This window comes from Salinibacter ruber DSM 13855 (assembly GCF_000013045.1).
Taxonomy (GTDB): domain Bacteria; phylum Bacteroidota; class Rhodothermia; order Rhodothermales; family Salinibacteraceae; genus Salinibacter; species Salinibacter ruber.
The window spans coordinates 1,348,106-1,375,029 of the sequence record NC_007677.1 but is presented as its reverse complement, the minus strand read 5'-3'; the positions used below and the strand labels follow the sequence as shown (position 1 = coordinate 1,375,029).

The 26,924-nt window shown below is 59.9% G+C and carries 24 protein-coding genes and 1 tRNA gene; 10 read left to right on the top strand and 15 right to left on the bottom strand.

Translation table 11 applies throughout. The annotated features are described in order from the left end of the window. Window positions 1–77: 77 nt before the first annotated feature. Both SRU_RS05790 and SRU_RS05785 read left to right on the top strand, forming a co-directional pair. Complete coding sequence (locus tag SRU_RS05790; protein ID WP_011403851.1) at window positions 78–788, top strand: hypothetical protein; 711 nt, start codon at window positions 78–80, stop codon at window positions 786–788. Window positions 789–864: 76 nt separating this feature from the next. Further along, a complete protein-coding gene (locus SRU_RS05785) occupies window positions 865–1,200 on the top strand; it encodes a hypothetical protein (RefSeq protein WP_011403850.1) in 336 nt (111 codons plus the stop codon). Window positions 1,201–1,440: 240 nt separating this feature from the next. Here the strand turns inward: SRU_RS05785 and SRU_RS05780 are convergent, their stop codons facing one another. After that, a complete protein-coding gene (locus SRU_RS05780; protein WP_164923557.1) occupies window positions 1,441–2,016 on the bottom strand; it encodes a transposase in 576 nt (191 codons plus the stop codon). Window positions 2,017–2,517: 501 nt separating this feature from the next. Between SRU_RS05780 and SRU_RS05775 the strand changes: the two genes are divergently transcribed. Next, on the top strand, window positions 2,518–3,276 hold the full coding sequence (locus SRU_RS05775) for a hypothetical protein (protein WP_011403848.1): 759 nt from the start codon (window positions 2,518–2,520) through the stop codon (window positions 3,274–3,276). Window positions 3,277–3,387: 111 nt separating this feature from the next. Then, the gene (locus SRU_RS15475) at window positions 3,388–3,594 is read left to right on the top strand and encodes a hypothetical protein (RefSeq protein WP_237701988.1); all 207 of its coding nucleotides are present in this window, start codon (window positions 3,388–3,390) and stop codon (window positions 3,592–3,594) included. Here SRU_RS15475 and SRU_RS05770 read toward each other — a convergent pair. Next, window positions 3,549–3,953: a zinc ribbon domain-containing protein gene (locus tag SRU_RS05770; RefSeq protein ID WP_164923556.1), complete on the bottom strand. Its 405-nt coding sequence runs from the start codon at window positions 3,951–3,953 to the stop codon at window positions 3,549–3,551. The two genes, SRU_RS15475 and SRU_RS05770, sit on opposite strands and share 46 nt — an antisense overlap. A 168-nt stretch (window positions 3,954–4,121) precedes the next feature. After that, window positions 4,122–4,880 (bottom strand): hypothetical protein, encoded by a 759-nt coding sequence (locus SRU_RS05765; protein WP_164923555.1) that lies wholly within the window; start codon window positions 4,878–4,880, stop codon window positions 4,122–4,124. A gap of 341 nt (window positions 4,881–5,221) precedes the next feature. Between SRU_RS05765 and SRU_RS05760 the strand changes: the two genes are divergently transcribed. After that, on the top strand, window positions 5,222–5,584 hold the full coding sequence (locus SRU_RS05760) for a DUF2513 domain-containing protein (RefSeq protein ID WP_164923554.1): 363 nt from the start codon (window positions 5,222–5,224) through the stop codon (window positions 5,582–5,584). A gap of 55 nt (window positions 5,585–5,639) precedes the next feature. Here the strand turns inward: SRU_RS05760 and SRU_RS05755 are convergent, their stop codons facing one another. The 6 genes from SRU_RS05755 to SRU_RS05730 form a co-directional block, all read right to left on the bottom strand. Further along, complete coding sequence (locus SRU_RS05755) at window positions 5,640–6,692, bottom strand: hypothetical protein (RefSeq protein WP_164923553.1); 1,053 nt, start codon at window positions 6,690–6,692, stop codon at window positions 5,640–5,642. A 561-nt stretch (window positions 6,693–7,253) separates the two neighbouring features. Next, on the bottom strand, window positions 7,254–7,763 hold the full coding sequence (locus tag SRU_RS05750) for a zinc ribbon domain-containing protein (protein ID WP_164923552.1): 510 nt from the start codon (window positions 7,761–7,763) through the stop codon (window positions 7,254–7,256). A gap of 33 nt (window positions 7,764–7,796) precedes the next feature. Next, entirely contained in the window at window positions 7,797–8,390 is a 594-nt protein-coding gene (locus SRU_RS05745) for a zinc ribbon domain-containing protein (protein ID WP_164923551.1), read from the bottom strand. A gap of 307 nt (window positions 8,391–8,697) precedes the next feature. Further along, window positions 8,698–9,060 (bottom strand): hypothetical protein, encoded by a 363-nt coding sequence (locus SRU_RS05740; RefSeq protein ID WP_164923550.1) that lies wholly within the window; start codon window positions 9,058–9,060, stop codon window positions 8,698–8,700. Between the two features lie 788 nt (window positions 9,061–9,848). After that, window positions 9,849–11,024 carry a hypothetical protein gene (locus SRU_RS05735; protein WP_237701987.1) on the bottom strand — a complete coding sequence of 392 codons (1,176 nt, stop codon included), beginning with the start codon at window positions 11,022–11,024 and terminating at the stop codon, window positions 9,849–9,851. Between the two features lie 923 nt (window positions 11,025–11,947). Further along, window positions 11,948–13,195: a site-specific integrase gene (locus SRU_RS05730; RefSeq protein ID WP_011403845.1), complete on the bottom strand. Its 1,248-nt coding sequence runs from the start codon at window positions 13,193–13,195 to the stop codon at window positions 11,948–11,950. Between the two features lie 830 nt (window positions 13,196–14,025). On the opposite strand from SRU_RS05730, the gene SRU_RS15470 reads away from it, so the two are divergent. Continuing rightward, window positions 14,026–14,541: a cupin domain-containing protein gene (locus SRU_RS15470; RefSeq protein WP_237701985.1), complete on the top strand. Its 516-nt coding sequence runs from the start codon at window positions 14,026–14,028 to the stop codon at window positions 14,539–14,541. Between the two features lie 698 nt (window positions 14,542–15,239). Here SRU_RS15470 and SRU_RS05720 read toward each other — a convergent pair. Both SRU_RS05720 and SRU_RS05715 read right to left on the bottom strand, forming a co-directional pair. Further along, entirely contained in the window at window positions 15,240–15,665 is a 426-nt protein-coding gene (locus tag SRU_RS05720) for a hypothetical protein (RefSeq protein WP_112903689.1), read from the bottom strand. A 100-nt stretch (window positions 15,666–15,765) separates the two neighbouring features. Beyond that, on the bottom strand, window positions 15,766–17,025 hold the full coding sequence (locus SRU_RS05715; protein WP_112903687.1) for a PIN-like domain-containing protein: 1,260 nt from the start codon (window positions 17,023–17,025) through the stop codon (window positions 15,766–15,768). A 253-nt stretch (window positions 17,026–17,278) separates the two neighbouring features. Between SRU_RS05715 and SRU_RS05710 the strand changes: the two genes are divergently transcribed. Together SRU_RS05710 and SRU_RS05705 are read left to right on the top strand one after the other, a co-directional pair. Further along, entirely contained in the window at window positions 17,279–17,914 is a 636-nt protein-coding gene (locus SRU_RS05710) for a hypothetical protein (RefSeq protein ID WP_162713376.1), read from the top strand. A 2,424-nt stretch (window positions 17,915–20,338) separates the two neighbouring features. Beyond that, on the top strand, window positions 20,339–20,605 hold the full coding sequence (locus SRU_RS05705) for a hypothetical protein (RefSeq protein ID WP_043552152.1): 267 nt from the start codon (window positions 20,339–20,341) through the stop codon (window positions 20,603–20,605). 697 nt (window positions 20,606–21,302) lie between these two features. Here the strand turns inward: SRU_RS05705 and SRU_RS05700 are convergent. Together SRU_RS05700 and SRU_RS05695 are read right to left on the bottom strand one after the other, a co-directional pair. Further along, on the bottom strand, window positions 21,303–22,694 hold the full coding sequence (locus SRU_RS05700; protein WP_011403840.1) for a cryptochrome/photolyase family protein: 1,392 nt from the start codon (window positions 22,692–22,694) through the stop codon (window positions 21,303–21,305). Between the two features lie 154 nt (window positions 22,695–22,848). After that, window positions 22,849–22,921 (bottom strand) — tRNA-Ala (locus SRU_RS05695). A 235-nt stretch (window positions 22,922–23,156) separates the two neighbouring features. Between SRU_RS05695 and dapB the strand changes: the two genes are divergently transcribed. Both dapB and dapA read left to right on the top strand, forming a co-directional pair. Next, on the top strand, window positions 23,157–23,897 hold the full coding sequence (gene dapB / locus SRU_RS05690) for a 4-hydroxy-tetrahydrodipicolinate reductase (RefSeq protein WP_112903679.1): 741 nt from the start codon (window positions 23,157–23,159) through the stop codon (window positions 23,895–23,897). Between the two features lie 56 nt (window positions 23,898–23,953). Then, entirely contained in the window at window positions 23,954–24,862 is a 909-nt protein-coding gene (gene dapA / locus SRU_RS05685) for a 4-hydroxy-tetrahydrodipicolinate synthase (protein WP_011403838.1), read from the top strand. A gap of 42 nt (window positions 24,863–24,904) precedes the next feature. On the opposite strand, the gene mreD is transcribed toward dapA, so the two are convergent. Together mreD and dacB are read right to left on the bottom strand one after the other, a co-directional pair. Continuing rightward, window positions 24,905–25,372 (bottom strand): rod shape-determining protein MreD, encoded by a 468-nt coding sequence (mreD, locus tag SRU_RS05680; protein WP_011403837.1) that lies wholly within the window; start codon window positions 25,370–25,372, stop codon window positions 24,905–24,907. 46 nt (window positions 25,373–25,418) lie between these two features. Next, window positions 25,419–26,852, bottom strand: a complete 1,434-nt coding sequence (gene dacB, locus SRU_RS05675) for a D-alanyl-D-alanine carboxypeptidase/D-alanyl-D-alanine endopeptidase (RefSeq protein WP_011403836.1) — start codon at window positions 26,850–26,852, stop codon at window positions 25,419–25,421. Window positions 26,853–26,924: the final 72 nt, after the last annotated feature.

The window sequence follows — 26,924 nt, the reverse complement described above, 5'->3', positions numbered from 1 at the left end:
CTCACGATTTTCTCCGCCTGGCTGCATGTCGGCAGCGAGGCCTCTCTCGCTCTACTCCGGTTAAACACACCCCAACTATGTCTACGCGACAGAAAACTTCCAATGAGCGTCTCTCCAGCGAAGAGCTTTCCGGCGAAGACCTGATCGCCAGCTACCCTCTTGCTGGTTTCGAGCCGCACGTGCATCAGACCTGGCTCTTCGGCTTCTGGGGCACGGAGGGACTTTTCGACCCGATGCCGTCTCTCGGAGATCGGTATGGCGATGACTTCGACCCGGATCGCTTCGACTTCCAGGCCCACGAACAGGCCGTTGCCAACGCCTGTCTGGAGGTGTCCCGCCGCCGATTGGAGACCGCTTTCCGGGAGGCTGCTCCCGAGGTGCGCCTCGAAGGGGTTGGCGGAAAACGTCGGGACGGCCTTTACATCCAGGTCGAGGTGACCCGGACCTTCTGCCGCTTCCTCCGGCGGCATATCTGCCGGGACGCTGGCTTCGAGCGGCAGGGCCAACACCTGCGGGACTTTGCCTCCTGGCTGGAAGACCGCTACACGAGCTACCCGGGCTTTCACCCGTGGCATTCCACAGGCCCAGAGGATTGGATCGAGGAGACCGCCGGCTTCACCGACTTCCGTCCGTGCCGGCAGGGCCACAAGCTCGGCGCCCTCCTCAAGTTCGTGACTACTCACTACGAGCGCCACTACGGCGAGGAGTGGTCGGAGATCGACATCTACTACGCCGCCAATGAGACCGGGCCGATCTCTCCGGAAATCTACTGCGAGGAATCCGGCTGAAGTAGCGGCGCAGCCTCCGTGATGGTTCTCCGCTTTCGATCACTTCCTAATAGATCTAATAGATCAGCCTGATATCATGCCCGATCCCAATGATTCTGAACCAGAGGGCTACGCGTACTTCCTCGATTATGACAAGGACACCGGCGCGGCAAACGTGTTCGCCGCCGTCACAAACCGAGGTCTATTCGGTGACAATACCGAGCGGTATACTGGCGCGCCCGACGAGGTCTTTCTCGACGACCGGCCCGTGGGCACCGCCGAACTGGAAGGCTTCGGCGCGGTGTTCTCCCGTGATAATAGCGGCATTTGCTGGACCGGAGCGGACCTAAACTGTCTCGGCCCGAGGACTCCGGAGGCCGTCGCCCGGCAGATTCATCCCCGGCTCTTTGAGCGGATCGAGCTTGGCCGGTAGTTCTAATAGACGAGAGCACTCCAGATCAGGGGCCTGCCGCAGAGTGGCGGGTTCCTTTTTTCAAAAGCTATGTTTTCGCGGATCTGATACAGAAATATTAGGGCGGCATGACCGAAGCTGGGAGATCGAGGCTAAGTGGAAAGTTACATCAGACGATGGACATCCGCACGCGGGCGTGTGACGTGAGAGGTTTCGAGCGGATTTTCAGTATAATGAATGCTCCAGTTGCTTCCTGACTTCCTATTGAACCCGATTGGATTCCCCTAATCGGCTCTCTCGATCAAGTCCCATTTTTTGTGTAAAGGTGCGCTGCATGAGGTTAGGTAGCCATCGCTGGTTGTCGTTCGGTTGACTCGTCGGGTTCAGATTCGGGCCTTTTGGCTTGCTCCTTCCAACTGCGGAACTCAGCCATATCGAGGTGCTTCCGGCCCGCTCGGGCCACTCCTCGTGTTTCTCAGCCAGCACGGCTCCGATCAGCCGCCAGGTCGAGTCGATGTTGGGGAAGATGCGGATGACTTTCTCCCGACGACGAACTTCCTCGGTCAGGCGCTGGGTCACACTTGTCGTCCGTAGTCGGCGACGGTACTTGCCGGGCAGCGCAAGGACTGCGGTGGCGTCTTCAAGGTTCTCTTTGAGGTTAGCCAAGGCAGGGAAGGCAGGGGCCGCCTCCTCCCGAAGCTTCCGATAGGCATCGATCTCTTCAGGTTGACCGTCCTTATCTGCAACGGTTACCATCTGTCGGCACTCCCCTCCGAGAATCTCCTCGAAGATCCGCCACGCCTCCGGCTGACTGGAAGCTTGAAGAACCTCATCCATCAGGTCCTTCGTCGAGTCTCGCCACTCGTTAGGCGACACGCTTGGGCACGTTCCGGCGAAGGTGTACACCGAGGGATTCCTCGGTATGGCAAGGCGCCTGGATCACGCCGGGTAGCTGCTGGCAGATTGCCTCCTTGAGACTACGATCTCGGTCGCTGGTGACGTGCTCTACGCCCGCAAGGCCCCTTCCGTCTCGCTAAGTGCCGTGTGCTACGACATCGAGAACGCCATTGGGCGGAGCTGTGTTAGGTGGTCGCTGACGACGGAAGGTGCTATTCGCTTTCTCCGAGAGCGGAAACCAGACCACTTCGTCGTCGCCCGTGAAGGAAAACCACTCTTCACGAGTCAGGAGTTTCTGGAAGAGTACGGCAGGAACGGACACGACGCCTGAACGACACGGACGCAGAGGAGTGAGCAGCGCAGCGTCGGCTTTCAAGCGGGTGTCTTGGACCGTAGGTTGGGCGCACACAACATTTACAAGTACGTCCGACGACGGATGAGATGGCTGGGTGGCTGAACCGCAAGTTATTCAAGGGCTGGTTTTGGAGGAAAATCGGAAGCAACTTACAGGAGTGGTTGAAGGACGCTCCTGTTGTCGTCAGAGCCGTTCTGGGGATTACGGTTTTGCTCTGCGGTTGGCTTTATCTCGTCGGGTATTTTCCGAAGCCGAAGCCCGTGGTTCGGGGCACCGGCGTCTTCCTCCAGCTCTTCGGTTTCATTTTTGCCGCCTACGGATTGGAACGGACGTTGGAGAAGTTTGAGCAGACGCCCTCCACCAGTCGCATTTTGCCTTGGATCTGCGAGTTTCCCAGCGTCTTTGATACGACGATCAGAGGTTCAGCGGAGATTGAGGACGAAGCCGAGGCGATAGATGCATTCGGCGGCACCTTAAAGAAGGAGCTCAAGTTGCCCAAGACCCTGTCGGAACGTGTTCGGGAGCTTGAGCAATCAATCGCAGACCTGAGAAATGAGGTGGAGGCTAATCGCCGTCACGTTGACAAGGAGATTGAATTTCTGGAGGGCAAGATTGGGGAAGAGATTGAGACGGTTCAAGAGAGAGTTCAAGGTGTGCAGGAGAAGGTCAAAGAGGTAAATGCTGGCGAGGGAGCACGGTGGTTGGAGTGGAGTGGCGTTTCCTTCTTCGTCTACGGTGTCCCGCTTGCCGGTTTTCCTTCTTCTTTCCTCCCAGCGTATCGGGTTCTCATCATTCCTGTCGTTGCTGGAACGCTTCTTGGCTCACTCCACTGGTATGCTGACTAGTTCGCTGTTAGCGGAAATCTCACTTCTGTTTCCTGACCACTCCCCGGCAGATTGCACGCAGCCCCCACACTCCGAAAAGAAAATCGGTCAATCAACCCTCCCCCGTCCTCAATGCCCGACGAGAAGCAGCCGAACAGCGAAGAGAAGCGAAAGGAGCCCAGCGGTCGCCCGCTCACCGAAGAGGAGTGGATCGAGCTGATGAACAAGCACGACCGTCTGAGCCAGTATGCGAAGAAGCGTCGGGAGAAGAGTGATGACGGCGAGCAAAAAGGTCAGGACACTGGAACTTCCTCAGCACAGTCCTCGCAAGCCCAATAGGGCGACTGGGCGTGGTTTTCCTCCGCCACGTCACCACAAAGGTGGCAGTATCTCTCATCAACTTCGTCTGACAGGGAGCGCCCAAGAAACTGCCTCCTCTCCTTTTCCACAGCGTTCTCTACCTCTTTCTCGGAGAACTCGTGTCCGCAGTGCTTACATCGTCGGGCTTCCAACTTGATATACTCAGCACACATCGGGCACTTCTTCTCGTGTTCGTCTGGGTCAAACTTCCGTGCCGTCGAGGTTTGTCTCTCAACTCGCTCGGAGCGTTGGGCTTCTTGGGGCTCTCCTTTTTTGAGCTCTGCTGACTCGACGACCAGTGCCGCAACGAAGCCGAATATACCGAAGAGGAAGCCCAAAGTGCTCCATTTAGTAGGGTCAAGGTTTTGTTGCTAGCAACGATGCCTGAGAGGACGGCGAACGCTACAGCTTGAAAGAGGAGAATACCGACTATCATCGGGCGTGAGAGGCTTCGTTAGAGAGAAATCGAGGCAGGTTGCAGGAAAGGTGGCGACGAGAGCGAAAGTTTAGCTCCGATGCTTCGAGAGCACGTTCAGGAAGTCATCAACCACATCGACAGGCTCGTTGTAGCACCGTTCAGCCGTGGCGTGCTCCACACATAGAATGCCAGCCTCCTTGAACCAAGTAGCCTTTTCGGCATCCTTCTCGTAGCGGTCGGGGTGATACGCCACCTCCAAGATTCCCCACGCCCCGTCCTGACACACAAGGAAATCAGGTTCACGGCGGTCTTTCCAGCGGTCGCCCGTTTCTGCTCGCACTCCCAACGGAAGCGGAAAGAATAGGAGGTCACGAACTTCCAACTCTTGAGCGATTCGGATTTCCGACTTCGACCCGAAGGTCATCTCGTTATAGGTGTGAGTATCTCTGCCCTCCCGCTTCGCTACCTTCTCTGAAATTGCGCCCTGATTTGAGCCCTTCGTCTCTGAGATAAGCCGACGCATCTCCTCCTGCCAGTCCTCGTCGACTTCAAGTAGTTTCATTCTCACCTCTATGTGCGGGTCCCTTTCCCCAATGCCGTCCTGATTGTATACATTACCCGCACACACGTCGTGAAGATAGTTCACCAAGTCGTTTCTGACATCCTCGCTCCCCTTCACGATTCCGTGGGCCGATGGAGGAAGTCCTAACACAATCGATTCGACTCCCCATTCACCCTCAGAAATCTCAACTTCCGATTCCACGGCAATCGAAGCGAGTTCTTGGTTTCCCCGTTCGAGTAGGAGTTCAGTCCACGTTCGATGCAGCTTTTCCTCTCTTTCTGTCATCGGGTTCTGGGTAGAGATTGGGGGAATAGGAGAACACTTTAAGACAGGCGAGCGCAGGGAAGGCTCCAACCGACCGAGCCCCCAATGGTAGCAGCCGGGAAAAGGTTTGAGAGGACACCCGTTTTTCCGAACTGAACGGGTGATATAAGCCCAAAATCGGGGTGGGTAGCAAGGTCTTTTACTACCGCACTTCTCCAGATCTGCCTCTCACGCCGTCTGAGTGGGATTTACGGAGGCGGGACAACGGATGAGTGGTCCGTTGGGTATTCATCCCGGTGGGCTCTCACTTTATGTAATTCGCAGCCTGAAAAGAGGGAAACAAACCAGCTATGGAGCGAGATATGGAATTGGTTAAGGAAATTCTCGCCCAGCTCAGAGATGGCAACTACCACGTGGAGGAAGAAATCGACGGACACTCCGAAGAGAAGATTATCTATCACCTCAAAATCATGGAGGAGAACGACCTCGTAGATGTCAATCTGAGTGAAGTAATAAACACCCGAACAGGAAAAGAGAAGGAGTGGATGGTTGGAGCCGTCGGTGGTTTGACGTGGAAGGGACACGAGTTTCTCGACGCCGCCGAACACTCCTCGGCGTGGCAGCAGGCGAAGGACTTCGTTCGGGAGCAGGGAAGCAATGTCCCGTTCGCTGTTCTACAGAAAATGATGATGGCTTACATCAAACAGGAAGCAGGACTCTCATAATTTTTCCCTTCAGAGCACTTAGAATGGCGATTATCAGCCCGAACGACTGGTGTTCTTATCGGTCGCTCAGCAACTCGTCTTCTGGCACGTCGAGATCGTCAGGAATTGGGACGCCTGTTGTATCGTCTGGAAATGCCGTTCGGTAGATGAGCTTTTCCCATTCCAGCTCTTCTCCCTCTTTCGCCAAGCCAATAGACGACTCCCATATCCTTCTAACTGTGGAGAGAGTGCGCTCATTTAGGGCATATCCCTTGTTCACCACGCCCCCGAGATTGTCGTTGCTGAGGTTGACCTCCTTCACTTCTCCACCCCCAACGGTCGTCTTCACCATCCAGTAGTATTGCTCTTCTTCGTCCCCGACTGACCGACTCGCCCGTGCGACGAGATAGTAGGGAACGCCGCCTTCCACAGTCAACTCGTAGTTTCCATCGGAGCCAGTTTCTGAAGAGGAGCTGGGAGAGGGCATATCACGATAGTAGTAGCTCCGAGAGACACACCTTTCTATCCTTCGAAATATATTTCCAAAGCTCTTTTCTATTTCCTTTATTTTCTCTTTTTTCTCTTCCACACCCTTTCTTCTCTCTTTAATTTCATTATAATCCGAAATACTTATTATTCTGTCTCTTTTAACCTGACCCTTATACTCACCGAAATTTATCTCGTAAAAACCGTATTCTAACTTCGATATTAATATTCCAGTCGTATTACTTGTGAGTTTTCTGTCTCTGCCTAAATCTATTTCTCCTATTGGCATCGCCACAACTCGATCTCCGACATCTGCGCTTCCCTGTGGTGTATCCAGCGTATATGCCTCATACGAAGGAACCAATAGACTATTTTTGGAAAGTTTGGCAAGGGAGTCGAGTAGCGTTTCAACTTCCGAAGCTCTGGCTTTCACTTCCTGTTGTGCCCGACCGTAACGCCCTTGAAGATAGTTTTTTACTGAGTCAGCCCTGATAGCCTTAACATCAACCAGTCCCATTTCAATGTTCTCTCGTCCCTCCGTCACGATGAACACCTCCCCAGTCAGCTTTCCTTCACTCTGGCACGCTCCCAGAACGAAGAAGACAGCGACTAACGGGAGGAGAAAAAACCTGTCTCTGAACATAGTGAAGCTTAAGATTCAAGAGATCTGCTCGGTGCAACGGTGGGAGAATCTCGTTGTGAGGCGGACACCCCACAAGCAAAAGAAGGTAAACGGCTGGCACGCAAAGGCGCAAGAAGAGGACAGAGATCGGAAGCCGAGGATTTGCCGCCAATGAAACGAGAGAGGGTGGGATTTTGCTCTAACCTGTCGGTCTTCAGTCTCAATACATTCTCCCCAATCCTGTATCCTGACAGTGGCTCCCTTCAACGGTGGATGGTGTGAGAGCTTGGAAAATTGAAATTCCAAAATTCAAAATTTCAAACTGGGAATCCACGGAAGGCTCACTACCATTGAGGAAGAGGCGGTAAAGCCCCCTCCTCTCAACTACCTCCCGATGCCCGACAAAGAGCAGTCAGAAAAGCGAAACGAGCACAGCGCACACCGGAGGGGAGCCCACTTGCGGAAAAGGAGTGGATTGAGCTGATGAACAAATATGACCGCCTGAACCGGTATGCGAAGAAGCGGCGAGGCAAGGAAAAAGGGTGACAGTTTTCCCTAAGCAATCAGCCAATAGGAAGTATCTCAGATAACCGCATTTGCGGAGCGACCACACTCAGGGCACAGGTCGTGCTCACTGCCATTCACTGACCCACATCGACATTCCCATCCACTTTTCTTCTCTACTGCCTTCCCCTTTGCCTCTTCAATCTGCTGTTCAACCTCCTCGTCGGAAAACTCGTGCCCACAGTAGCGGCACACCTGAGCTTCAAGCTTGATGTATTCAGCACAGTCGGGGCATTTCTTCTCGTGTTCGTCGGGGTCAAAACCCTGAGCACTCGATTGCTGGTTGTCTTCTTCGCTGGAGGGTTGCTTCTTTTCGGAGGAGCTGGATTTCTGCCGGGAAGACTGCCTTCCGGGCGACCGTATATCGCTTTCCGCTTCACCGACAGCGATTGCCGCAATAAAGCCAAAGATTCCGAATAGTAAACCGATTATTCCCCACCCAGCGGGGTCTCGGTTCTTGTTGCTGGCAACGATGCCTGAGAGAACGGCGAACGTCACCGCTTGAATCAGAAGGATGCCTGTAATCACAATAGGTGAGGGCGTCTATTCAACTCTGACGGATTAGCGCTCTGAGTAGCGGCATTTGTATTGATGTTTGACGACATACGACTTTGATACGCCACACTTTTCACATTCGTCGCTGTCCTCGCCGAAATCGTGAGTGTTCAGAATATATCTCATCCCTTTTGACAAGTCCTCAGTATCAATTCCCTTCGTTTCGCTGTCCTCCTCGGTCTGTTTTCCATCTTGTAGCTCGCTTTCCGTCTCTTCAATCTGCCGCTCTAGCTCCTCATCGGAGAACCTGTGCCCGCAGTGCTTACACACCTGAGCCTCCAGCTTTATGTATTCAGCGCAGTCAGGACACTTTTTCTCGTGATTGTCGGGGTCAAAGCCCTGAGCGGCTGATCGCTTCTCTTTGCTGCCTGGTGTCTGCTTCTTTTCTGAGGAATTGGGCTTCTGCTGGGAAGACTGCCTGCGAGATGAACGTGTGTCGTCTTCAGCTTCGCCGACAGCGATTGTTGCTATGAAGCCGAAGAGCCCAAATAGGAAACCAAGAGCCCCCCACCCACCAGCACTTCGGTTTTTGTTTGAGGCAATGATGGCAGAGAGGACGCCGAATGTGACAGCCTGAAGGAAGAGGATGCCGAAGACCACGGCAGACGATGAAGGCTATTCAGGGTAGGAGGTGAGCCACAGGGCTTTCCGTAGCGGTAGATTACGGGAGGCGACGGACGGTTTCAATCTTGATTTCCGAACGCTCGCAAGTCGCAGCAAGGACTCCCGGTTTTCGGCGTTGAACGGGTGATACACCCCCAAAATCGGGGGAGGAAGTCGGGCTCATTACTACCGCAGTTCTGAAAATCGGTATTTCAAGCGGTCTGACGGAGGTTTTCGGAGATGGAGAAACGGACGGCATACCCCTATAAGCCACGTGTCAACAGATAAGTGAAGAGAGCTACCTCTAACTTCTAACCACAGGATGCTTCCCGTTATCTACTGGTTTACGGCAGGCAGGACAGGTCTCGTAATCCGCAGGAAGGCGGACACCGTTTTTCTTCACGCACTTTCGCTTTTTGCCACCAGATCTGTTCGAGCCGTCGTCTGGCTTCTCCCAAGCCTTCGTTTTTCCTCTTCCGCTACTCCGTGTCTTACCCCCCTTCTCAGGGGTAGCATCACCAGCGGCGATCAGTGCCAGAAATCCGATTATAGGACTGAAGAGCATTGAGATGAACGCCCAGCCCAAGGGATTTCTATTTCGTTCACTGGCTACATATCCGACCAGCCCGGCGAGGGCGAGCCAGAATAAAAAACCGAGGACGTACATGGAAGAGATGATCTAAGAGGTGGGTGACCAGTCTAGCTTGAATTAGTACACCCCCAAGAAATATGCCTTTGGTCGGAGAGTAAACCTACCGTACCTCTCACTTTTCGGGCGCACATCATTTGGGTCTATCTCAGGTATTTAGCCGAAAACGTTCCAGCTCAACTCCAACAGCTGTCCACGCTGGGACAGAGTGCCCCCTTCTTTCACTGGTTCATTTTTTTATATGGTTCAGCTTTAGCACTTGCATTTGCAGTTCTAGCGGTGTTGGCCTCGAAAAACGTCCTCTGTCGCCGCTGAGGGGTAGATCCTACAGTCTCGAATGCGGATATTGTCGCAAGCCCCTGCCGGGCAGCTATCGATCAGAAACACGTCCTCACGAGCCGCAGCCCTGTGGACACGACTAAGCCAATCGAAGAGCGACTCCCGAAGCGGCTGGGTTCAATGCAGGCGCCAGTTGTACTGGCTCCAGCTAAGCCCATCGGTCAGGTAGCGCTGCTCGATGAGCATCGACTGAGCGGCTCGGAAGTTGCCGCCCAAAAAGCGGGCCGCCGTCAGGACGATGGTGATAATCTCTGCGTCGACGAGACTACGCCGGGAGCTTTCTTTTGGGAGCTTTCTTGATGCCGGCGGGCCTGGAGCCAATCATCCATAAGGCAGCACATTCCAATGATTGCGGTGTCCATGGTCGATCCGTTTGGGAGAAGGAAATGTGATGGTCAACTTCTCCAAGATCGGGCATGGGCACCGCTTTTTCTCGCTGCCCCAACATACCCCACAACTTGGGTTAGCTAATAGGTAAAGGCATCCACGTACCGTTTACACCGTTCCACCATCAGGCGTCCTAGATTTTCTTTGTCGCTTCCGGGATTTCCACGCCTACTCTGTTTGGGATAGAGGCTCCCCAGCGTCCTTTCCACTGTCCGGTACGTTTCTGCTGTTTCGTCGTCGCAAATAGTGGCAGCCTTCCTCGTAATTTCTCGCCGTCCCCATCCCATATCTGAGTCTTTGGACGCCCGCACCACAGCCCCCGCCACCTCTAATTTGCCTTCATTTACAAATTTGCGAATATCTTCTTCTACACGGCCAAAAAGTTCAAATCGGTAGAGCACGTTGTCGAGAACGGAGAGGCGAAAGTCAGCCATGTCTCTGGCTCGCCAAGCTGCCGTTCGCTGTTCCTTGAGAACTTCGTGGGTATCAATCAACTCAGTGAGGGTGCCCCCCCACGTTGCGTCTTCCCCATACTCCGGATCGAGTGGAAGTCGGCTGGGAATTAAGTCTTCGCGAGAAGTCTTTTCATACTTTACTCCCTGTCCAAGCGCAACGCGGGTACTGCGGAGATTCTTTGGCTCGATGCCTTCATCTCGAATCTCTTCATCAGAAATGATGATCTGAGGGGGATACAGCCTACTTTCTCCTGCGAACAGATCTGCGAGGATCCTCTCCTCGATCACTTCTTCGAAAACGTCCTCGACTGTTTTTTCGGTGAGACTCCATGCCCGTATGTCTTTCGGTTCAAACTCGGCGGCTCTCAATGCGAGATTCCACCTCGGTTTTGCTTCAACTTCTTCGACCAAATCGGTGACGAGCCTTTCAAAAACAAGTGCAACGTAATCAATCCGGTCTTCCGTGATGGCAATCCGTTCGGTAAGGGTCTCTAGCCGTAATTGAAGCTCCTCACGGAGTCGAGCCAGCCTCCGGTAGCCGGTCGCGGTTCCTTCCTTTCTGTTTTCCCCGTGGAGCAGATCAACAAACTGCGTCCAGTGCCGCTGAACGAACTGCCGCATGTCACCAATACCAGTGACGGACTCATCTTGGCTTTCCTTGGGGGAAAGGGCTTCGCGGCGTAGATCAGCTGGTAACGTGTTCTCTCCCACATCTTGGGGTGAGTCAAGGTACCAGACCCACATAGGCGGCTCCATTGGCCGCATCTCAGATTGCACATTCGCTGCGTCGTATACTCCCATAGCTCTAACGGTGATTATGTAGTGATCATTTTTGGAGTGCCAACGACGGAAATTAAGACTAAAATTGCACGTTGTAGGGTCTCAGATCCGAAAAGAGGAATGTACGCGAAAAGACAACCGTCCAGTGTTTTTTAGCACGGGCCGTGTTTTCTAAGGTGGGCTTGAACTCAAAGCTCAAAAATCTCGAGATCTGCTATGATGAGCACAAGCCGAATTGAATTGACCAGAGGCCAAGACCGGAGGCGAATCGAGGAGATTGTGGAAGAAACAGTGGAGCGCCTCAGCCGAGACCTCAATCCCAAGTTCGAGAAGTTGAAAATGGTTCTCAGGATTCGGGGCGGCAAATGTTACAAGTCTGACCTCGCGTGGCTCTTAGGACAGAGCGAGCGCACAATTGAGGCGTGGGGTATTGAACCGATGGAATCAAGTCCGGGAAGGAGGAATGTGTATGATTTGGAGGACGTATTTTCTCAGCTCGGTGGGTAATGAGTTCCTCTATCCGGGCAGAGCACTATTCGCCCCAAGCTTCCGAGAGACATGATATCGCCCCTCGATCGAGAATTGTACTGACCTTGAAGTTTCTGTACTGCTATGCCAAAAGACCCAATCTACCGACTGAGCGAATCCGAGTTGCAGCGCTTCGGAGAACGGTGTGCAAATCTAGGAGCGAAGCAAGCCGTCAGGGATCTAGGAAAGAAGATTGACAGTCTGAAAGGCCATTTGAAAACGCTCGCGGTTACACAGGACCTCGTTCCGGAGCACGTACTTCTTTCCTGGCTCGACGTGAGTCGGAAAACGTTGAAGCGGTGGAACGTACCCGTTGACTCAACTTGTGGGCAGACCCGCTTCTACCATATGCCAACGGTGATCGAACACCTGCGAGACGGCGAGAATGAGCAGCAGGAAGCACTGGAGTCTGCGACCTAAAAGACGTTCTCGTACTCTTCATCCATCTCGGTGTCCGGAAACCCGCGTAAGTATTCCTCCGTCACCTCGACGCGACTGTGGCCGAGGATGCGCTTCACCTTGTAGATGTCGCCCATCTCCCTGTACAGCTTCCACGCTGCAGAGTGACGCGACAGATGGAAAGTGAGATTCGTCTCGATCTCGGCCTTTTTCCGGACCTTCTTCAGTTGGCGATTTACATACGCATTTCGGCTCTCAATCGCCCGTTGCACGTCTTCCATTTCATCCAGATCGTACCCATCCAGAATCGGAAAAACTCGGGACTCGGGCTCTTGAGGTCGATTGTCATAGCGATCAAGGATAGCCTCGGCCTTGTCGACAATGGGCACCCCCGCCCCTTCCGAGGTCTTTTTCATTTTGTACTGAATCCGCCCCCCCTCCAGGTGCTTATGTTTTAGCGTGGCGACATCGCTGAACCGCATTCCACCTCCGTAGAGAGCGAATAAAAAGTAGTCAAGTGCCCGACGCTCACTACCTTCCTCCGGCAGATCGACCTCTTCAAGCGCCTCGATCTCCTCGAAGTCGAGCTTTTCTTTCTGGGACGGTGCCGAGTCGATTGTGATTTTCGGCCAAGGGTCGCGGTCTGCATGTCCTTCCTTCACTGCTGCATTCCACATCGTCTTGATCTGGGTCAGCGTCTTGCCAACAGTGTTTGGCGCATTTCCTCTCACCTCGTACATATGATTCCGAAATTCACGGATAAGCTGGACTGTTAGAGCATCGAACGAAAGGGTGATGTCCTCCTGGCTTTGTCCGCTTTCATCTTCGAGAAAACCCAGGAATTTGCGGATCCCGGTCCTGTAGTGTCGGAATGTTGTCATTTGGTCGCGCCGTCGATACGCCTCAACCTCATCCCACGCGAAAGCGATGAAATCGTCGTAGCCACTTTCTTCCTCTTCACCGAAGAGCTCTTCTTTGACCACCTGTTGGATGCGACTGGCCGTGATGACCTCTCCGGCTGACTGGAGACGCGAGACGGCTCGTTGCGCCACGGACTCGACCTCACTCAGTCGAGCGTTGATGCGAGAACTGTCGGGATGCGACCGAGTGACCCGCTGGCGATCGTCGTTCCACTTCGACGCGAGAACGTCAAGGTCCAGAGAGACGAACTTGCGCTTGCCAGAATGCGAAATGCGAAGCCGGACCGGAGCGTATCCGTTGCTCTCGGTGCGCTCCGTTCGGCACTGTATCGTGAGGGAGGCCATGGGCCTGAGGGCGTTTAAATGAAGTCGATTGGGTGCACTTATGGGTGCACTAAACGTCGGTCAACGCTCGGACAGAATCAATCCAAATCTGGACTCAGCGTCTATAGAGCCTTTTTTTGCCATTTTGGGCGGTAGTGTCCGTATGGTGATCAGGACCACATGGAACCGGCATCTCCACAACGTACGCCCCTGAATCGCCCCCATGGCGGCTCAGGGGCTTTCCTTTTGCCCTTTCGCGATGGCGTGCTGGGCGTGTGTCACCGTCATTCATGTGAGTGCCCGAACCTTCACCGGGGACTGGCTGACTCAGGTTCCCGCCGCCCCAATGAACCGCACAGGCTGTATGACAACGGCGGCGGCACCGCGTGCAGAGGCCTTCGGTAGCGGCCCGGCCGACGCCCGCACGGGTTCAATGCGGCCCCGGCTCACACCTCGGCGGGAGCATTCCGGGAGGCCAATTTCCCGTGGCGGTGGCGTTCCGACACCTCATTTCTCGAGGCCACGGCCGGAGGTGGGGCTTCCCTTGGGCCCCATCCAGAAAGAGACCGCTCTACCGATCAATCGGCGGTCACGCGCGGCGGCAGGACGATGCGGGGGATCGTGTCCGGGGCCAAAAGGGCCGCAACGGGTACCGGCGCAATCCCCAGGCCCCCATCGGCAACGAGGTGAAGAGGGACTGCTGTGAACCTTTCTGCTTCCGGCCCCTTTCCTTCTTGCCTCCGAGGTTGTCTCGCGGGGGACCCACTCCCTCCAGCCGAGGCACAGCGCGCTTCGGTGACCAACCGGCTCTGCCGGCCCCTGTCTATCCCCCTCCACGTTCCTCTCTCCTCATGGCCCGCAAACGCCGCCCTCTCTCCCCCGACGAAAAGCAGCGCCTCGACGCCCTGCTCGACGCGGTCATGGACACGACTGTACACCATTACGGCGCCGAGCCGCGGTCGGCCGTCCGCTACGACAAGCGGGAGGAAATGTACGGCGGCTCCGGCACCACGTACCTATTGCAGATGTTCGAGGACGGGGAGCTCGTCAACAACCGAATCGGGGCCTACATGGTGCTCCCCACCCGTGGAGACAGCGCCGGCTTCCATACGCACGGCGACCGCAACGAACAGGAGCTCTACGTCGTGATGCGGGGCGAGGGGACCTACCTCGAAAAGGATCACGCCGAGGCCGAGGCGCGCAGCGTTCCCATTGAGGAAGGCACGATCACGACAGTGCGCGGAAACGCGCTCCACGCGGTCCGCAACACGGGTCCCGAGCCCCTGATCATCTTCGTGATCACTACCTTCGAGCCAGGGAAGCCCCACAGTCGGGACCAAGAGCAGCACGGCCCCGGACAATCATGAGACGCCGCGGCCGTTGACGTGGTCGATGCGCGCCTCATTTCGGCGTCTCAGGACTCAGTCCTCCCCTCCTACTACACATCCAGGACCCAGAACGCCAAGGGCTCGACGAAAATCTCGGGACGGCACCGGCCTCACCCTGCGTGCTGCGATTCCGTCCACTCTCCAAAGGAGTGCATGCCTACGCCCCAAAGAACCGCCGTGCACGTTCTTTGGAAAAGCCCCCATCCCTCAAACCCAGGAACGACCACCGCGAGCAGAGGAGCAATCGGGAGGGACGCCAGAAAGAAGGCACCGGCAAGAAGCCCAATCCGCTCAAGGGCGGATGCGGTGGCCAGACGAGAGCGGAATCTGGAACGGAGGTCGAAGAAAGCCTCAATCATCGCGGGCCGGACGGGGTGCGGAAGGGCGAGAGATTCCAAAATATTGCTGCGGCGATCTACGGAAGACGGGTAGGACCCGTTCCGTCACTCATGAGAGGCCATGCGGCCGTCCAGCGTCGTCCGGCACGGGACGCTGCGGTTCCAGACGGGGCGTGTCGGGACTGACCTCACCCCTCGCGCAGGTCAAGCTTCGGGAGCGAGGCCCCGCAGCGGGAGTGTGGACTTCTCACCTCGGCCTGTCTCTGGGGGCCGCCCAGCACGTCCGCCCGCATGGGTCCGCGGACCACGCCGCCTGGGCAGGGCACCTCCGGTGGGTGTTCAGGACGTTGCGAAGCCAATGTCCCCGTCTCCGCCGCTGTCGTCCCTGAGCCGGTCGAGGAGCTGGTGCCCCTTCATGGTGAGGACATGGATATCGTGGCTGTCGGGGCTCTCAAGGGCCGGCAGGCCCCCGTAAAAGTCCTCCTGGGGGGTCAAACATTCGGCGTGGACCAGCAGTCCAACGTGGTGATAGACTGTCTGGAGCTCACGTTGTCGCACTTCTTCCGCTGCGGGCTGGTCCGAATCGGACTCGTCCACGCGTTCTTTCGCAATCCGGTCGGCGGGCCTCAGCTGCCCCGACGCGACGGGCGCGTCGCTGTCGTCGACAAGGACGCCGGGCGCCGCCGGAAAATCGGGAGCGTCGTGGGGGGCGAACTCCTCATAGGATTCGAGGAGGTCGGCGAGTAGGTCCAAGTCAACGTCCATGAGTTGGGGGCTTGTGGGGTGGGTTGTATCGCGTTTTGGAGTCGTCTTCGGGGTGTACCTGTGCCCGGCCCTACCGGGCGCCGTGCACGAGGGAGCGCTGCTACTCCGCCGGTCCTCCGCCGGCGGGGTCTTCTTCCGAGGCCTTGTTCTGCTGCCGCTCAAAGGCCCGGGCGACCCGGCCGTCGGCGTTGCGGGTCACGTCCAGATCGGCGTCGCGGGCGAGCTGCGCAACCGCGTCCGCCTCGTCCTCCCGCACCTGCAGACTGGTCGCCCGCCGGGTCCCGAGGCGCCCGTCCCCAGTCGACCGGGCATCGTGTGCGCCGGTGGCCACGGTGGCGACGGTCCGGACCCGCTCGGCCGGCCCCACGACCTCGATGGTTTCGGTCGACGGCGCCTCGCCGACCGCCTCCCGCACCCGCTGTACGTGGGTCGCCTCGACGTCCATCGTTTGGAGCAGGCCCGGCAGGGTCAGCAGGCCAAAGGATCGCCCCCCGGTCTGCTGGTCAAACTCGTGAATCAACTCCGTCCGGGGATAGAGGGCGGTGCCTTTGCCGCCTTGATGCCACCAGTCGGACTTCCGGTCCTGCGTCACCAGCACCGCGTCCCGGTCGCGGCGGGCGGCGACCGCCAGAAGGGTGTTCCAGATCAGCAGGTCCCCGGCGGCGTTCTGGTCCTTGCCGCTGTCGAGGTAGCCGGGGGGGCGGCTGATGTCATCCCGACGCTGGACCTCCGCCGTGACATCCCGGACAGTCGCATCCAGATCCTGAACGGCCTCGCCCTCGAAGAGCGCACTGTAGGCCTCACTGATAAAGTCGTCCCCCGCCCAGGCTTCGAGTTCCCCCATGAGCATTCGGGCTTCATGCTGGTATGCTTCCGTCAGCGCAGCGATCTGTTGACGGAGCTCATTGAGGCGGTCCGCATGCCCAAGGCTCTCGACGAGCGCCCGATTCGAGAACGCCCCCGCCCGCTTCGGGAGGGCCGGCGGCCCCACCTGCCGGGATAGGTCGTCGTACAGATCCGTGATCTTGTGGGAGCGCACAACGGCGTACTCCCGGGCTGCGTGCCCGGGCACGATCAGCCGAGTGTCCTCCCGCAGTCGACCGAACGCATTGAGGGCCGCCCGGGCCGCCGCCTCGGTCGCGTCGTACAGAAGAAGGAGCGCCGAGGTATCCAAGAACACCAGGGTCGAGGACGCCGCCGCGTCGGGCGGACTCAGGTCAAGCCCAAATGCAGACTGGGCGTCGGGAAAGCGCTCCTCGTACGCGAAGGATCGGGGGGACGTCGTGCCCTCGGCCTCGTGGTCTTCCGTACCCTCTTCGGTCGGACCGGACGGAGACGCTTCGGGAGAGGACTTCTGCACGAGAGCCTTGGGGGGAATGGGACATGCGTCGAGCGAGTCCTTCGAACAGAGTCGCAGAAAGCGAGATTCGGGCGACTTGTGTAAATCTAGTACCACACGGCTGGGCCGCGTCGCCCCCGGCCGGCAGTAGCAGGTGGGCGTTGTCCTCATCGGCCGCTGTCACCACTCCGACCACGCCCGGGGCGGGTGCTCCTGGAGTGCAAGCCCGCGGCGATCCGGGGCGCGGGTGCCGTACACTGCGAAGGTGTCCGGCGTGGTTTCAAATGACCCCTCTTCGGAGGTCGACCCGGAGACGACCCGTGCGCTTCAATCCGTGGTGGTCTCGATAGCGGATCAGGTCATGGAGTCGCAGAGCTTTCTCGTCGCCTCCTCCCTTCTGCTGGCGGGACTGCTCAGTCTCACGGTGTGGCGGCTTTTCCGGACCCGATTCGATCGGGGGGCGCAGGCGGTGGCCTTTTCAGTGGTCACGGTGGCCCACGCGGTGTTCTTGACAACGGCCCTCCGGTGCCTGTACGTACCCGCCGCCTACGCGGGCAGTGGGAAGGCGGTGGCGCCCCCGTCCCTCCTCGTTTACGGGACGACCGCCACATACACCAGCATTGCCGTGTCTCAGGCGCTCGGGGGCGGGCTGAAAGCCGCCGCGAAGGGGCTTTTGGCCCTCTTCTGGGCGGCCTCGGAGACCGGACTGCTTCTGGGAATAGCGATCGGGGCCTACTTCTTCTGTCGGGCCAGAACCCAAGTCTCAGAAGGCTCCTCAATCGAGAACCCAACGGTGTCGTTTGAAGCCAACGGCACGACCCTGGAGCTTGGGGCACTCGGTGCCTTGGGGACTCTGTTGCTCCCATTCCTGGTTTACGCCGGGATTGAAGCGTATTACCGCCTCCGATAGTCTCGCCTCATTCTGAGGAGGCTGCCCCCAAGTCTCAACGCGTCATCCGGTTCGATCGGCTGTACTCGCTGTTCCGACCGTCCGTTGCTCCTTCTCCTTTCTCATCGTTTTTCGTGCGGCCCGCACCCGCACCTTTCGTCCCACCAGGCCCGGCCCGGCGGATTGACTTTCTTTCGTTTTGTTTGTGTAGATTCAAACCGAAAAGCCCCCGCGCGGCAGGCCAGTGCCGGGCACCGGGTGCGTATGCGGCACAGGCGCGTCGACGGGAGAAAGCGGCCTGCGGTCTCCCTGCCCCACGACTGTCGGAGCGAATCGCTGCTGAGAGAGCCCGCGTGCACGTGCTGATGACATCCGTGAAGTCTGTTAGGGCTCCGTCGGTCGTTCTGTTCGTTGCCCTCGTCGTCCTGCCCCTGCAGCAACAAGAGGGCGTTCCCCTCACGGCCCCATTCCAACCGCCGCAGGGCGGCACGGAGCCCGCTGACGAGCCCCCCTTCGGAACGGCGGCGGCCTCCCCTCCGGAGATTAAGGTCGTCACGTTTAACCAGGGCAGGTTCGACCCGCGCATCCTTGAGCCGGTCCGCTTTTGGCCCCGGGGGCATACGGCCGTGATCATCGACGGGGCGGTGCACAGCTTCGAGACCGACTGGCAATGCGGCGAAACGGAGGCGGAATACAAGCGGGCAAATGAGTGGCGGGGCGCGTGGGTACAGGTTCTCGATCTCCCCGCATCAGACGCGAAACAGATCCGGAAGGACTTTGCCCGATCGTGCGGGACCGGGGCATTTTTGCTGACGGGAGTTTGTACGAGCAGCGCGGGCCGGCTTCTCCAAAACGCACTACCCGACCTAACGGTCACCTGGGCGCCGATGCGCCTCCGAGCGCAGTTGGGCAGACGAGGCTACGTGGACCGCACGTATCGGTGGCACCGCGAGGTCTGGGCGGATCATTTTGTCCGGTGCCTGCGGGGGGAGAACGGGGCTCAGCCCCCTCTCAAAGGCCCCCATCTATCGAGAGGAATGGCCAGGAAGGCGCATGGCAAATGCCTAAAACAACTGGGGCTACGCACAGAGGACGTTTCCCTTCCAGTCGAATCCTCCGCAGACCCGGCCAGGTCGTCTCCGCCGAAGCCCTCCCTCCACAATCGGGGCACGCCCAATCAATCCAGACACGCGGCCCCCACGAAGTCGAGCGCATCCCCCAAGCGATCACGCGCCAACGGAAGGGGGACCCACAGTCGAAGCCTGGATGGCGCGCAGGGACCGCCCCGGAAGCGCGAGCGGGAGACAAAACCGGGCCACCGGCCCCACTCTGTGAACACGGAGACGTCGGGCCCCGGCCGACGAGCGCTTTCAGTGCGGTCGGTGCACGTGCACAACCACGAACCTGCAGGGCAACGAGAACCGGGACCGGTCTCGATCTTCACCGTACCGGTCCCCCCTGTGGGCCTTCCGTCCGCGAGTATTTTTCGACACTCGGGAGACGCCACGGCCCGAGTTGTTGATTCCGTTACGGATGTCCCTTGACGATTCAGGGGGCAACGTTGTTAGATTGGTGTTGCTCCACCAGTTAAAAACACATGCCGCTTTGAAATTTTAATTTTTAAAAATTGTTTGGTGTAGGAGACGCCGAGTTTGCCCCGGCATCGAACAGGGCGCAGTGCCCCGCCAGCCCGATATCCCCACCGCCAGTTTTTCACGACCATGCCTGATGTTTCTTACCCTTCCACGTACGAGTGCTCCGGCTGTACCGATGGATTAACCGTGACTCGGGAAGATGCCCGCGGCCTCTATCCCGATCCCGATTCGCCGAACGCCCCGGAGGTTGTTCTTCAGGAACGGGGCTGGTTCAAGGGCCCAAACGGTGAGCTCTACTGTCCGGACTGCGGAAAGTCGGCAGGCCGCTAAAGGTCCACACGGGGGCGGATGGGTTCTCAAAAAGGGGACCCACGGGGTGTGCACGGACACAAATCACGTACATCCAGCGCCTGCAGGTGGCAGTCAGGCCTCCACGCTGGGGGCGTGGTATGCCCCCAGCCCCCAGTGGCCATTGATCCGCGGTGGTACAGTCCACGGGAGAAACCTCCGACGCACGATCTGCAGGGAGCATCCGGGCTCACTTGGAGGCGTGCACAGCCCTCATGCAGACCAAAACGCGGGTCGCCTCCGCGGACGACGCATATCTTAACGGGATTTCAGGGGCGGGCGACAACCGGACGATCGTGGGGCTCGATGCGACCTCGTGCACGTACTGAGTCATGGGGACTATCCCGGGGTTCTGCTCTTGCCCCCATTCACGCAGAACACGTCACTGTCCAGTGTGGGTAGGGAGGCGGCTTTTCCCGACACCGAACGGACTGTTTTCCGCAATCGTAAGTGCCTTCAGCATTTGTCTCTTGACGGGCCGCCCACAAACACATCATCCCCAATGCTCAACTACCTCTTCAACCTCCGCACCAAGCCCCCACTTCAGAAGGGGGCCGTACGCGCCGGGATCTTTTTCGTGCTTCTGCTTCCGATCACTGCGCTTTTCAACTACCTTGCGGGGACTCCTGCCGCGTGGTCGGTCGGAACGTTTGTTGAGATCAGTGTCGCATCGGTCCTCTATGCCCTATTCGTCCACTACTTCTGGGACGAGAAGGACTCCTCGGACCGCCAGGACCAGCCGCCCCCCACGACCCGGTCGCCCCGATGACCTCGCGCGGTCCAGCCGGTCGTCGTGCCCCTTGATGTGGCCTTTCGGGGGTCTCCGTCCCGCCCCCCACGAAGAATCCCAGCGCGGCGCCGGGAACGGAGGCCCCGTGTGGCCTCGTGCTTCAGCGTACCCCCCTAGATGGGTTGCGGACGGCGGGCAGCCCCCTCGTTGCCCCAAACAAAAAAAGCCTGCATCGACAGCTGGGCGGGGGAGGGCGCTGTCGAGCAGGCTTTAAGCGGCGTTCCGCAGAACGCGTAGCCGGACCGGTCGACCCGAAGGTCGACGGTCAGCTAGTTGTCATGCGCAACGCACAACCACACGATACGATGGCCCGGGCGAGGGTGCAAGGGCCTTCGACAAAGACTTCGCATAAGGAGCAAGGAGATTCAGCGGAGAGAGCACAGCCCGGGGCGGAGCAGCGTGGACGGCGAAGGCCCGCGCTGCAACAGCCCCCTCGCGGCAGAGGGCCCCGAACCAGCACTGGGCCCCTTCTCCGCTTCCGGAGCCCCCGCTCCGGGCACGCCTCGGGCCCTGCCCGGCCGGCAAGGAAGGACGTCTGGGGGCGCAAAGCAGGCCGCGTGCGCAGTGGAAGGGGACGGTGCGTTTGACGGGTGACCGTTCATCACTGGCCCTGCACTCATCGCTGGCCCTGCAAATGTCTCCTGCCACACGATGTGGCTAGCATTGGGACGCGGCCTCACTGGGCCTCTTCCAGTGCGCGACCGGCCTCCCGAAACGCGTCTTTTGCACGATGGTAGGCGTCGTTTCGGTCCACGATCGGAGCCGGATAGCCGGGGGCCGCGTCCGAGAAGTCCTCTTGCGTTCCGGAGGCGAGCCGGTCGGCATCGACGTCCCGCACCTCCGGCACCCAGCGCTTGATGTACTCGGCCTCCGGATCGTGCTTCTCGGCCTGGGAGTAGGGGTTGTAGATGCGGAGCCGGTAGTCGGTGCCCACCGAGGCGGCCCACTGCCAGTTGCCGGCGTTCACGGCGGGGTCGTAGTCGGTGAGCGTCCGCGCAAAATGCTGTGCGCCCCAGCGCCAGTCCACGAGCAGGTCTTTCGTGAGAAAGCTGGCGACGACCATTCGCACCCGGTTGTGCATGTAGCCGGTTTCGCGGAGCTCGCGCATGCCGGCATCGACGAAGGGCACGCCTGTGGCCCCCTCGTGCCACCGGTCGAACTCGCCCCGCTCGTTGCGCCAAGGGATGTGCCGGCCGATCGGGCGCAGTGAGGTGGTCAACTGCTCGGGGCGATGGAAGAGGAGGTGGGTATAGAAGTCCCGCCAGTAGAACTGGCTGATCAGCTTGTGGTAGTCCTCGAACGCCTTCTTCACCACGTACAGGGACTCCCGGATCGAAATGGTGCCAAACTTGTGGTGCGCCGAGAGGGCCGTCAGTGACTCTTTCGCCGGCTGGTGGCGGGCGTCCCGGTAGGCCCCCAGCGTCTCGATCTCCTCGAGGAACTCAATTCCCTCCGCCCGTCCGCCCTTCGCCCGAAGGTCGTCGGTGGGGTAGCGGTCGTACGTCTCCAACGGAGTCGTCTCGACTGAGAGTGCGCGGTCGCAGAACGGCCCCTCCACCTTGCCCCTCGGAGGGGGCGTGGATACGGATTGGGCGCGCCGCCGAAACGGGGTGAAGGTGTGGTAGGCGCCTCCCCCACTGGGCTGGACCTCCTCGGGCTCGGTCAGGAGAAGCGCGTTTGACGACTGAAACCGAGCCCCTTCCTCGCGGCACACCGAGCGCAGCTGGTCGTCCCGGCGCCGGGCAAACGGCGTGTAGTCCCTGTTGACGTGGACCGCCGAGATGTCCCCTGCGGAGACGAGCTCGGAAAGAATGGCGGCCGGGTCGCCCTCGAAGACGAAAAGCCGCCCCCCTCGCTCCCGCAAACGCCGCCGGAGTTCTTTCAGCGAGCGGACCAGAAAGGCGAACGCGTGCTCGCTGAAGAAGGCGTTGTTGTCGGGGTCGCACTGTCGGGGGTCAAAGATGAACGCCGGAACGACCTCGTCCGACGCCCGGCACGCCCGGGCCAGCCCTGTATTATCGGCCAGTCGAAGGTCCCGGCGGAAAAGGAAAAGACTGCGGTCTGGCACTGTACCGGGCCGGGCGTCTGAGGGCGTGCGACGACGAAGGCAGAACTCGGGGAGCAGTAGCCGGGCGGCCCCCAAAACGATGCGATTGGACAAAAAAATAGGTGCCCCAGAGCCGCGGGGCGGGGGGAGGGTCACGGCTCAGGGCACCCAAAAGTGGAGCCACGGGGATTCGAACCCCGGACCTCTTGCATGCCATGCAAGCGCTCTACCGACTGAGCTATGGCCCCGAAAGTAGGACGTCTGTTGTGGCGATGTCGGGCGTAGTGGCGTCACCGTCATTTGCGATTATGCCCTACTTTGAGCTTTTTCTCGCGTTCCGGAGCGGCGGAGTTTGGACGTTGTTTCATCGAATTTGCTCCGACCGACCACGGAGGCATCACGGGTGGGGTGGGGTGAGTAACAAGACGACTGAGCGGCACGTATGAATGCCGTCATACACTCGTTCACCATTCCTTTCTCTCTATGAAGCTTGCGCTCGTTGGCACCGGACAGATGGGAGGCGCCGTGGCGAGGGAGGCCGAAGCCGACTCCCACGAGGTTGTCGCCCGCTTTCATTCCGACCGGCCTTTCCTGGAGGCGTCCCGCTCGGCCGTGGGGGAGGCCGACATGGCCGTCGACTTTTCCCTCCCCGAGCTGGCCGTCCCGCATCTCCGGCGCTGTTGCGAGTGGCAGGTGCCCGTGGTCATGGGCACAACCGGGTGGTACGACGCGCTCGATGACGTCCGGACGCTCGTCCAGGAGCACGACGCCAGCGTGCTGTACGCCCCGAACTTTTCGATTGGGGTCGCGGTCCTGTCCCGGGCCCTCGGCCACGTCACCACGCTCATGGACGCGCTCGACGACTACGACGCGTTCGTCCAGGAGCTGCACCACACGAAGAAGGCGGACAGCCCCAGCGGAACGGCCCAGATGCTCGCCGAGCAGGTCGTAGATGGGCTCAGCCGCAAGGACCACGTCGAGCCGGAGACGCAACACCAACGGATCGATCCCTCGGCCGTGCACGTCAGTTCCACCCGTGCCGGCACGGCGTTCGGCGAGCACACGGTTGCGTTCGATAGTCCCTTCGACCGCGTCGCGCTCCGCCACCGCGCCAAGAACCGACGCGGGTTTGCCGCGGGCGTTCTGCGGGCCGCCGAGTGGCTCCGCGGGCGTCGCGGCCTTTTCACGCTGGACGACGTGCTGGACGACTGGCTTAACGCCTGACCCCACTTTGTCGACCGCACCCTCTCCTCCCACCGATCAACCCAATTCCTTCCCCCATGGCACACGACATGCTCTTCCGCGGCGTCGCCCCCGCCCTGGTCACCCCCTTCACGTCCGACGACGACATTGACGAGGCCGCGTTTCGGCGCCTGATCGACGCCCAAATCGAGGGTGGGGTCTCTGCCCTCGTCGTGCTGGGCACCACCGGCGAGAATCCGACGATTACCGAGGACGAACGCCGCCGCATCGTCGACGCCGCCCTGGACGCGGCGGACGGGCGGGTGCCCGTTATCGTCGGCACCGGGACGAACAACACCGACGAGAGCGTCGCCTTCTCCAAGGCAGCGGTGGACGCCGGGGCCGATGGCCTGCTCGTGGTGGGCCCCTATTACAACAAGCCCTCCCAGGCCGGCTTCGCGGCCCACGTCGAGACCATCGCGGCGGCCGCCGAGGCGCCGATTATTCTCTATAATGTGCCCGGCCGCACGAGCTTCAACATCGCCCCCGAAACCGCGCTGCACCTGGCCGAGGAGGTCCCCCATGTGGCCGGCATCAAGGAGGCCTCCGGCGACATCGAACAGATCGACGACCTGTTGGCCCACCGGCCGGACGGCTTCGGGGTCTACTCGGGCGACGACGAGATGACGCTCCCCCTGCTCGCCATGGGCGGGGACGGGGCGGTTTCCGTCATCAGCAACGCCCTGCCGGGGCCCTTCTGCGAACTCGTGGCGGCCGGGCTCGACGACGACCTGGCGACGGCCCGCGACCGGCACGCCGAGTTGCTCCCGGCCATGCGGGCCTGCTTCCTGGAGACGAACCCGGTGCCCATCAAGGACGTCTGCGCCGCGCTCGGCTGGATGGAGCCGCACGTGCGCCTGCCCCTCACGCCGATGGACGAGCGCTCCCCCGTCCGCCAGCGCGTGCTGTCGGCGTTCGACGACCTGATTGACGTCACGGTCGCCTGACGTGGCCCGGCCGCGCCCCACCGCCGCACGCCCGAGAGGCCCCTACCGGGCGAACAGTGCCACAATGCCGCCGACGGCGGCCGTGTAGCCGGCCGAGCCCAGCCACAGGCCGTACAGCAAAAAGCCCGTCGTGGCCTGGGTCTGCAGCGCGACGAGCGCAACGAACAGTCCGTTGTGCAACAGGGCCACCACGAGACTTCCGAGGAGGGCCTGCTGCGGCCGGATAATGAGGGGCGTGTGCTCCTCCACCGCAAACCGGCCCACCAGAAACCCAATCAGGGCCTTCACGAACATGTGGATCCCCCACGTGCCGTAGGCCACGTCCAGGGCCAGGCCCAGCCCCGCCCCCGCCAGCGTGCCGCGCCGGCGCCCCTCCCGCAGCGCGTACCACCCGAGGAAGAGGAGCACGGCGTCGGGGTAGGCGCCGTAGATCCGCAGGCGGCCCACGATGAGCCACTGCAGCCCAAACACCCCAACCGCGGCGAGAAGTCGACGGGCAGAACGCGACATACAGGAAGAGGGACGACAGACGCAACGTGCGGGGCCTGCAGGTCCGTTAGGATGGAGGGGCGGTGAGCAACCGGACGATGTCGTCCATGGTGTGGGTGATCTGATAGGACGGCCCGGTGTAGTTGTTGGCGAACAGGGCGAAGGCCACACGCCCTCCGTCCGGACGCTCGGCGTACCCGCTCAGTCCCCGCACGAAGGCGAGGGACCCGGTCTTGGCCCGCACCTGCGTGCGGCCCAGACGCGTGCGGAGGGTCGTGTTGCGCTCGCCCCCGCGCGGAATCGACGCCCGAAAGACATCGCCAGCCGCGTGGTCGTTCATGTGGGCGAGAAGCGCCTGGAGGGCCCGGGGCGTGACGAGGTTTTTGCGGGACAGCCCCGACCCGTCGTTGAGGGAGAGCGGCCGCGTGTTGATGCCGGCCCGCCGCAGAAACGACTCCGTGCGCTGAATGCCCCCCCGTGTGGAGCCCCCCCATCCATACGTCCGAAGGACCTGCTCCGCATAAAAGTTGTTGCTGCGCTTGTTAATCTCGGTGACGATCTCGGACAACAGGGGCGAGACGTACACGAACAGGGGCTTGCCCCCCCCGGACGGGGCATCGACCGCCTCCGCATTGACGAGCTCCAGATCCGTCTCGATGCCGGCATCCTGAAGACGCTCCCGGAAGATGCGGAGCGTAAAGGCCGTCGGGTCGCTGACCGGCACGTTGCGCACCCCACCGTAGGACCGCGCCACCGATCCGGTCAGCACGATCCTGTTCGTCGAAAAGGTGCGGTTGATGAGCAGCGTGCTCCCCCGCCACCGCTCGCTCGTGACGGCCTCGTTTTTCACCGAGAGCACCCCCTCGGGTTGAATGCGCACCTCGGGCGGCGTTCCCGGCGTCGTCGCCCGAACCGTGACGGGCACCGTGTTGTCCCGGTAGCTGAGTCCTCCGGCGCGGACGCCCATCTGCTGGCCCTTCTGCCGGGTCAGGTAGCTCACGCTCCAGCCGTCCGGATAGAACCCATTCAGGAACGCCTGGTCGTCCCCAATGAGGCGCCCCTCAATCCGACGGACCCCCATCTCGGCCAATCGCTCCGCCCAGTTGCGGAGGGGGTCCGTGCGCTCCAGGGCGGTGCTTCCGAACGTCGGGTCCCCGGATCCGACGAGCCGCAAATCGCCCCGCATCACCGAGTCCCGCGTCGTTCCGTCAAAAGAAAGCGTCGTCTCGTACCGGTGCTCTGGTCCCAGCAGATCGAGCGCCGCGGCCGTGGTGAACAGCTTCTGGTTGGACGCCGGTAGAAAGCCGCGGTCCCCGTTCCGCTCGTACAGGAGGCTGTCGCCCTCGAGGTCGTAAATACTGACCCCCCAGAACGCATGGGCGGCACGACGCTCCTGAAGCAGCGAATCGATGCGGGCCGGGAGGGGCTGCGCCAGGGCTTCTGTCGGTAGGGACACCACGGCGAGCAGGATTCCCGCGACGAGAACGCACCGGCGGTACATGGAGGAGAGGCACTTAAGGCTGCGAGAATGGACGACGGCTGGAACCTTCCTCAGTGATCCATGGTTTCTTGT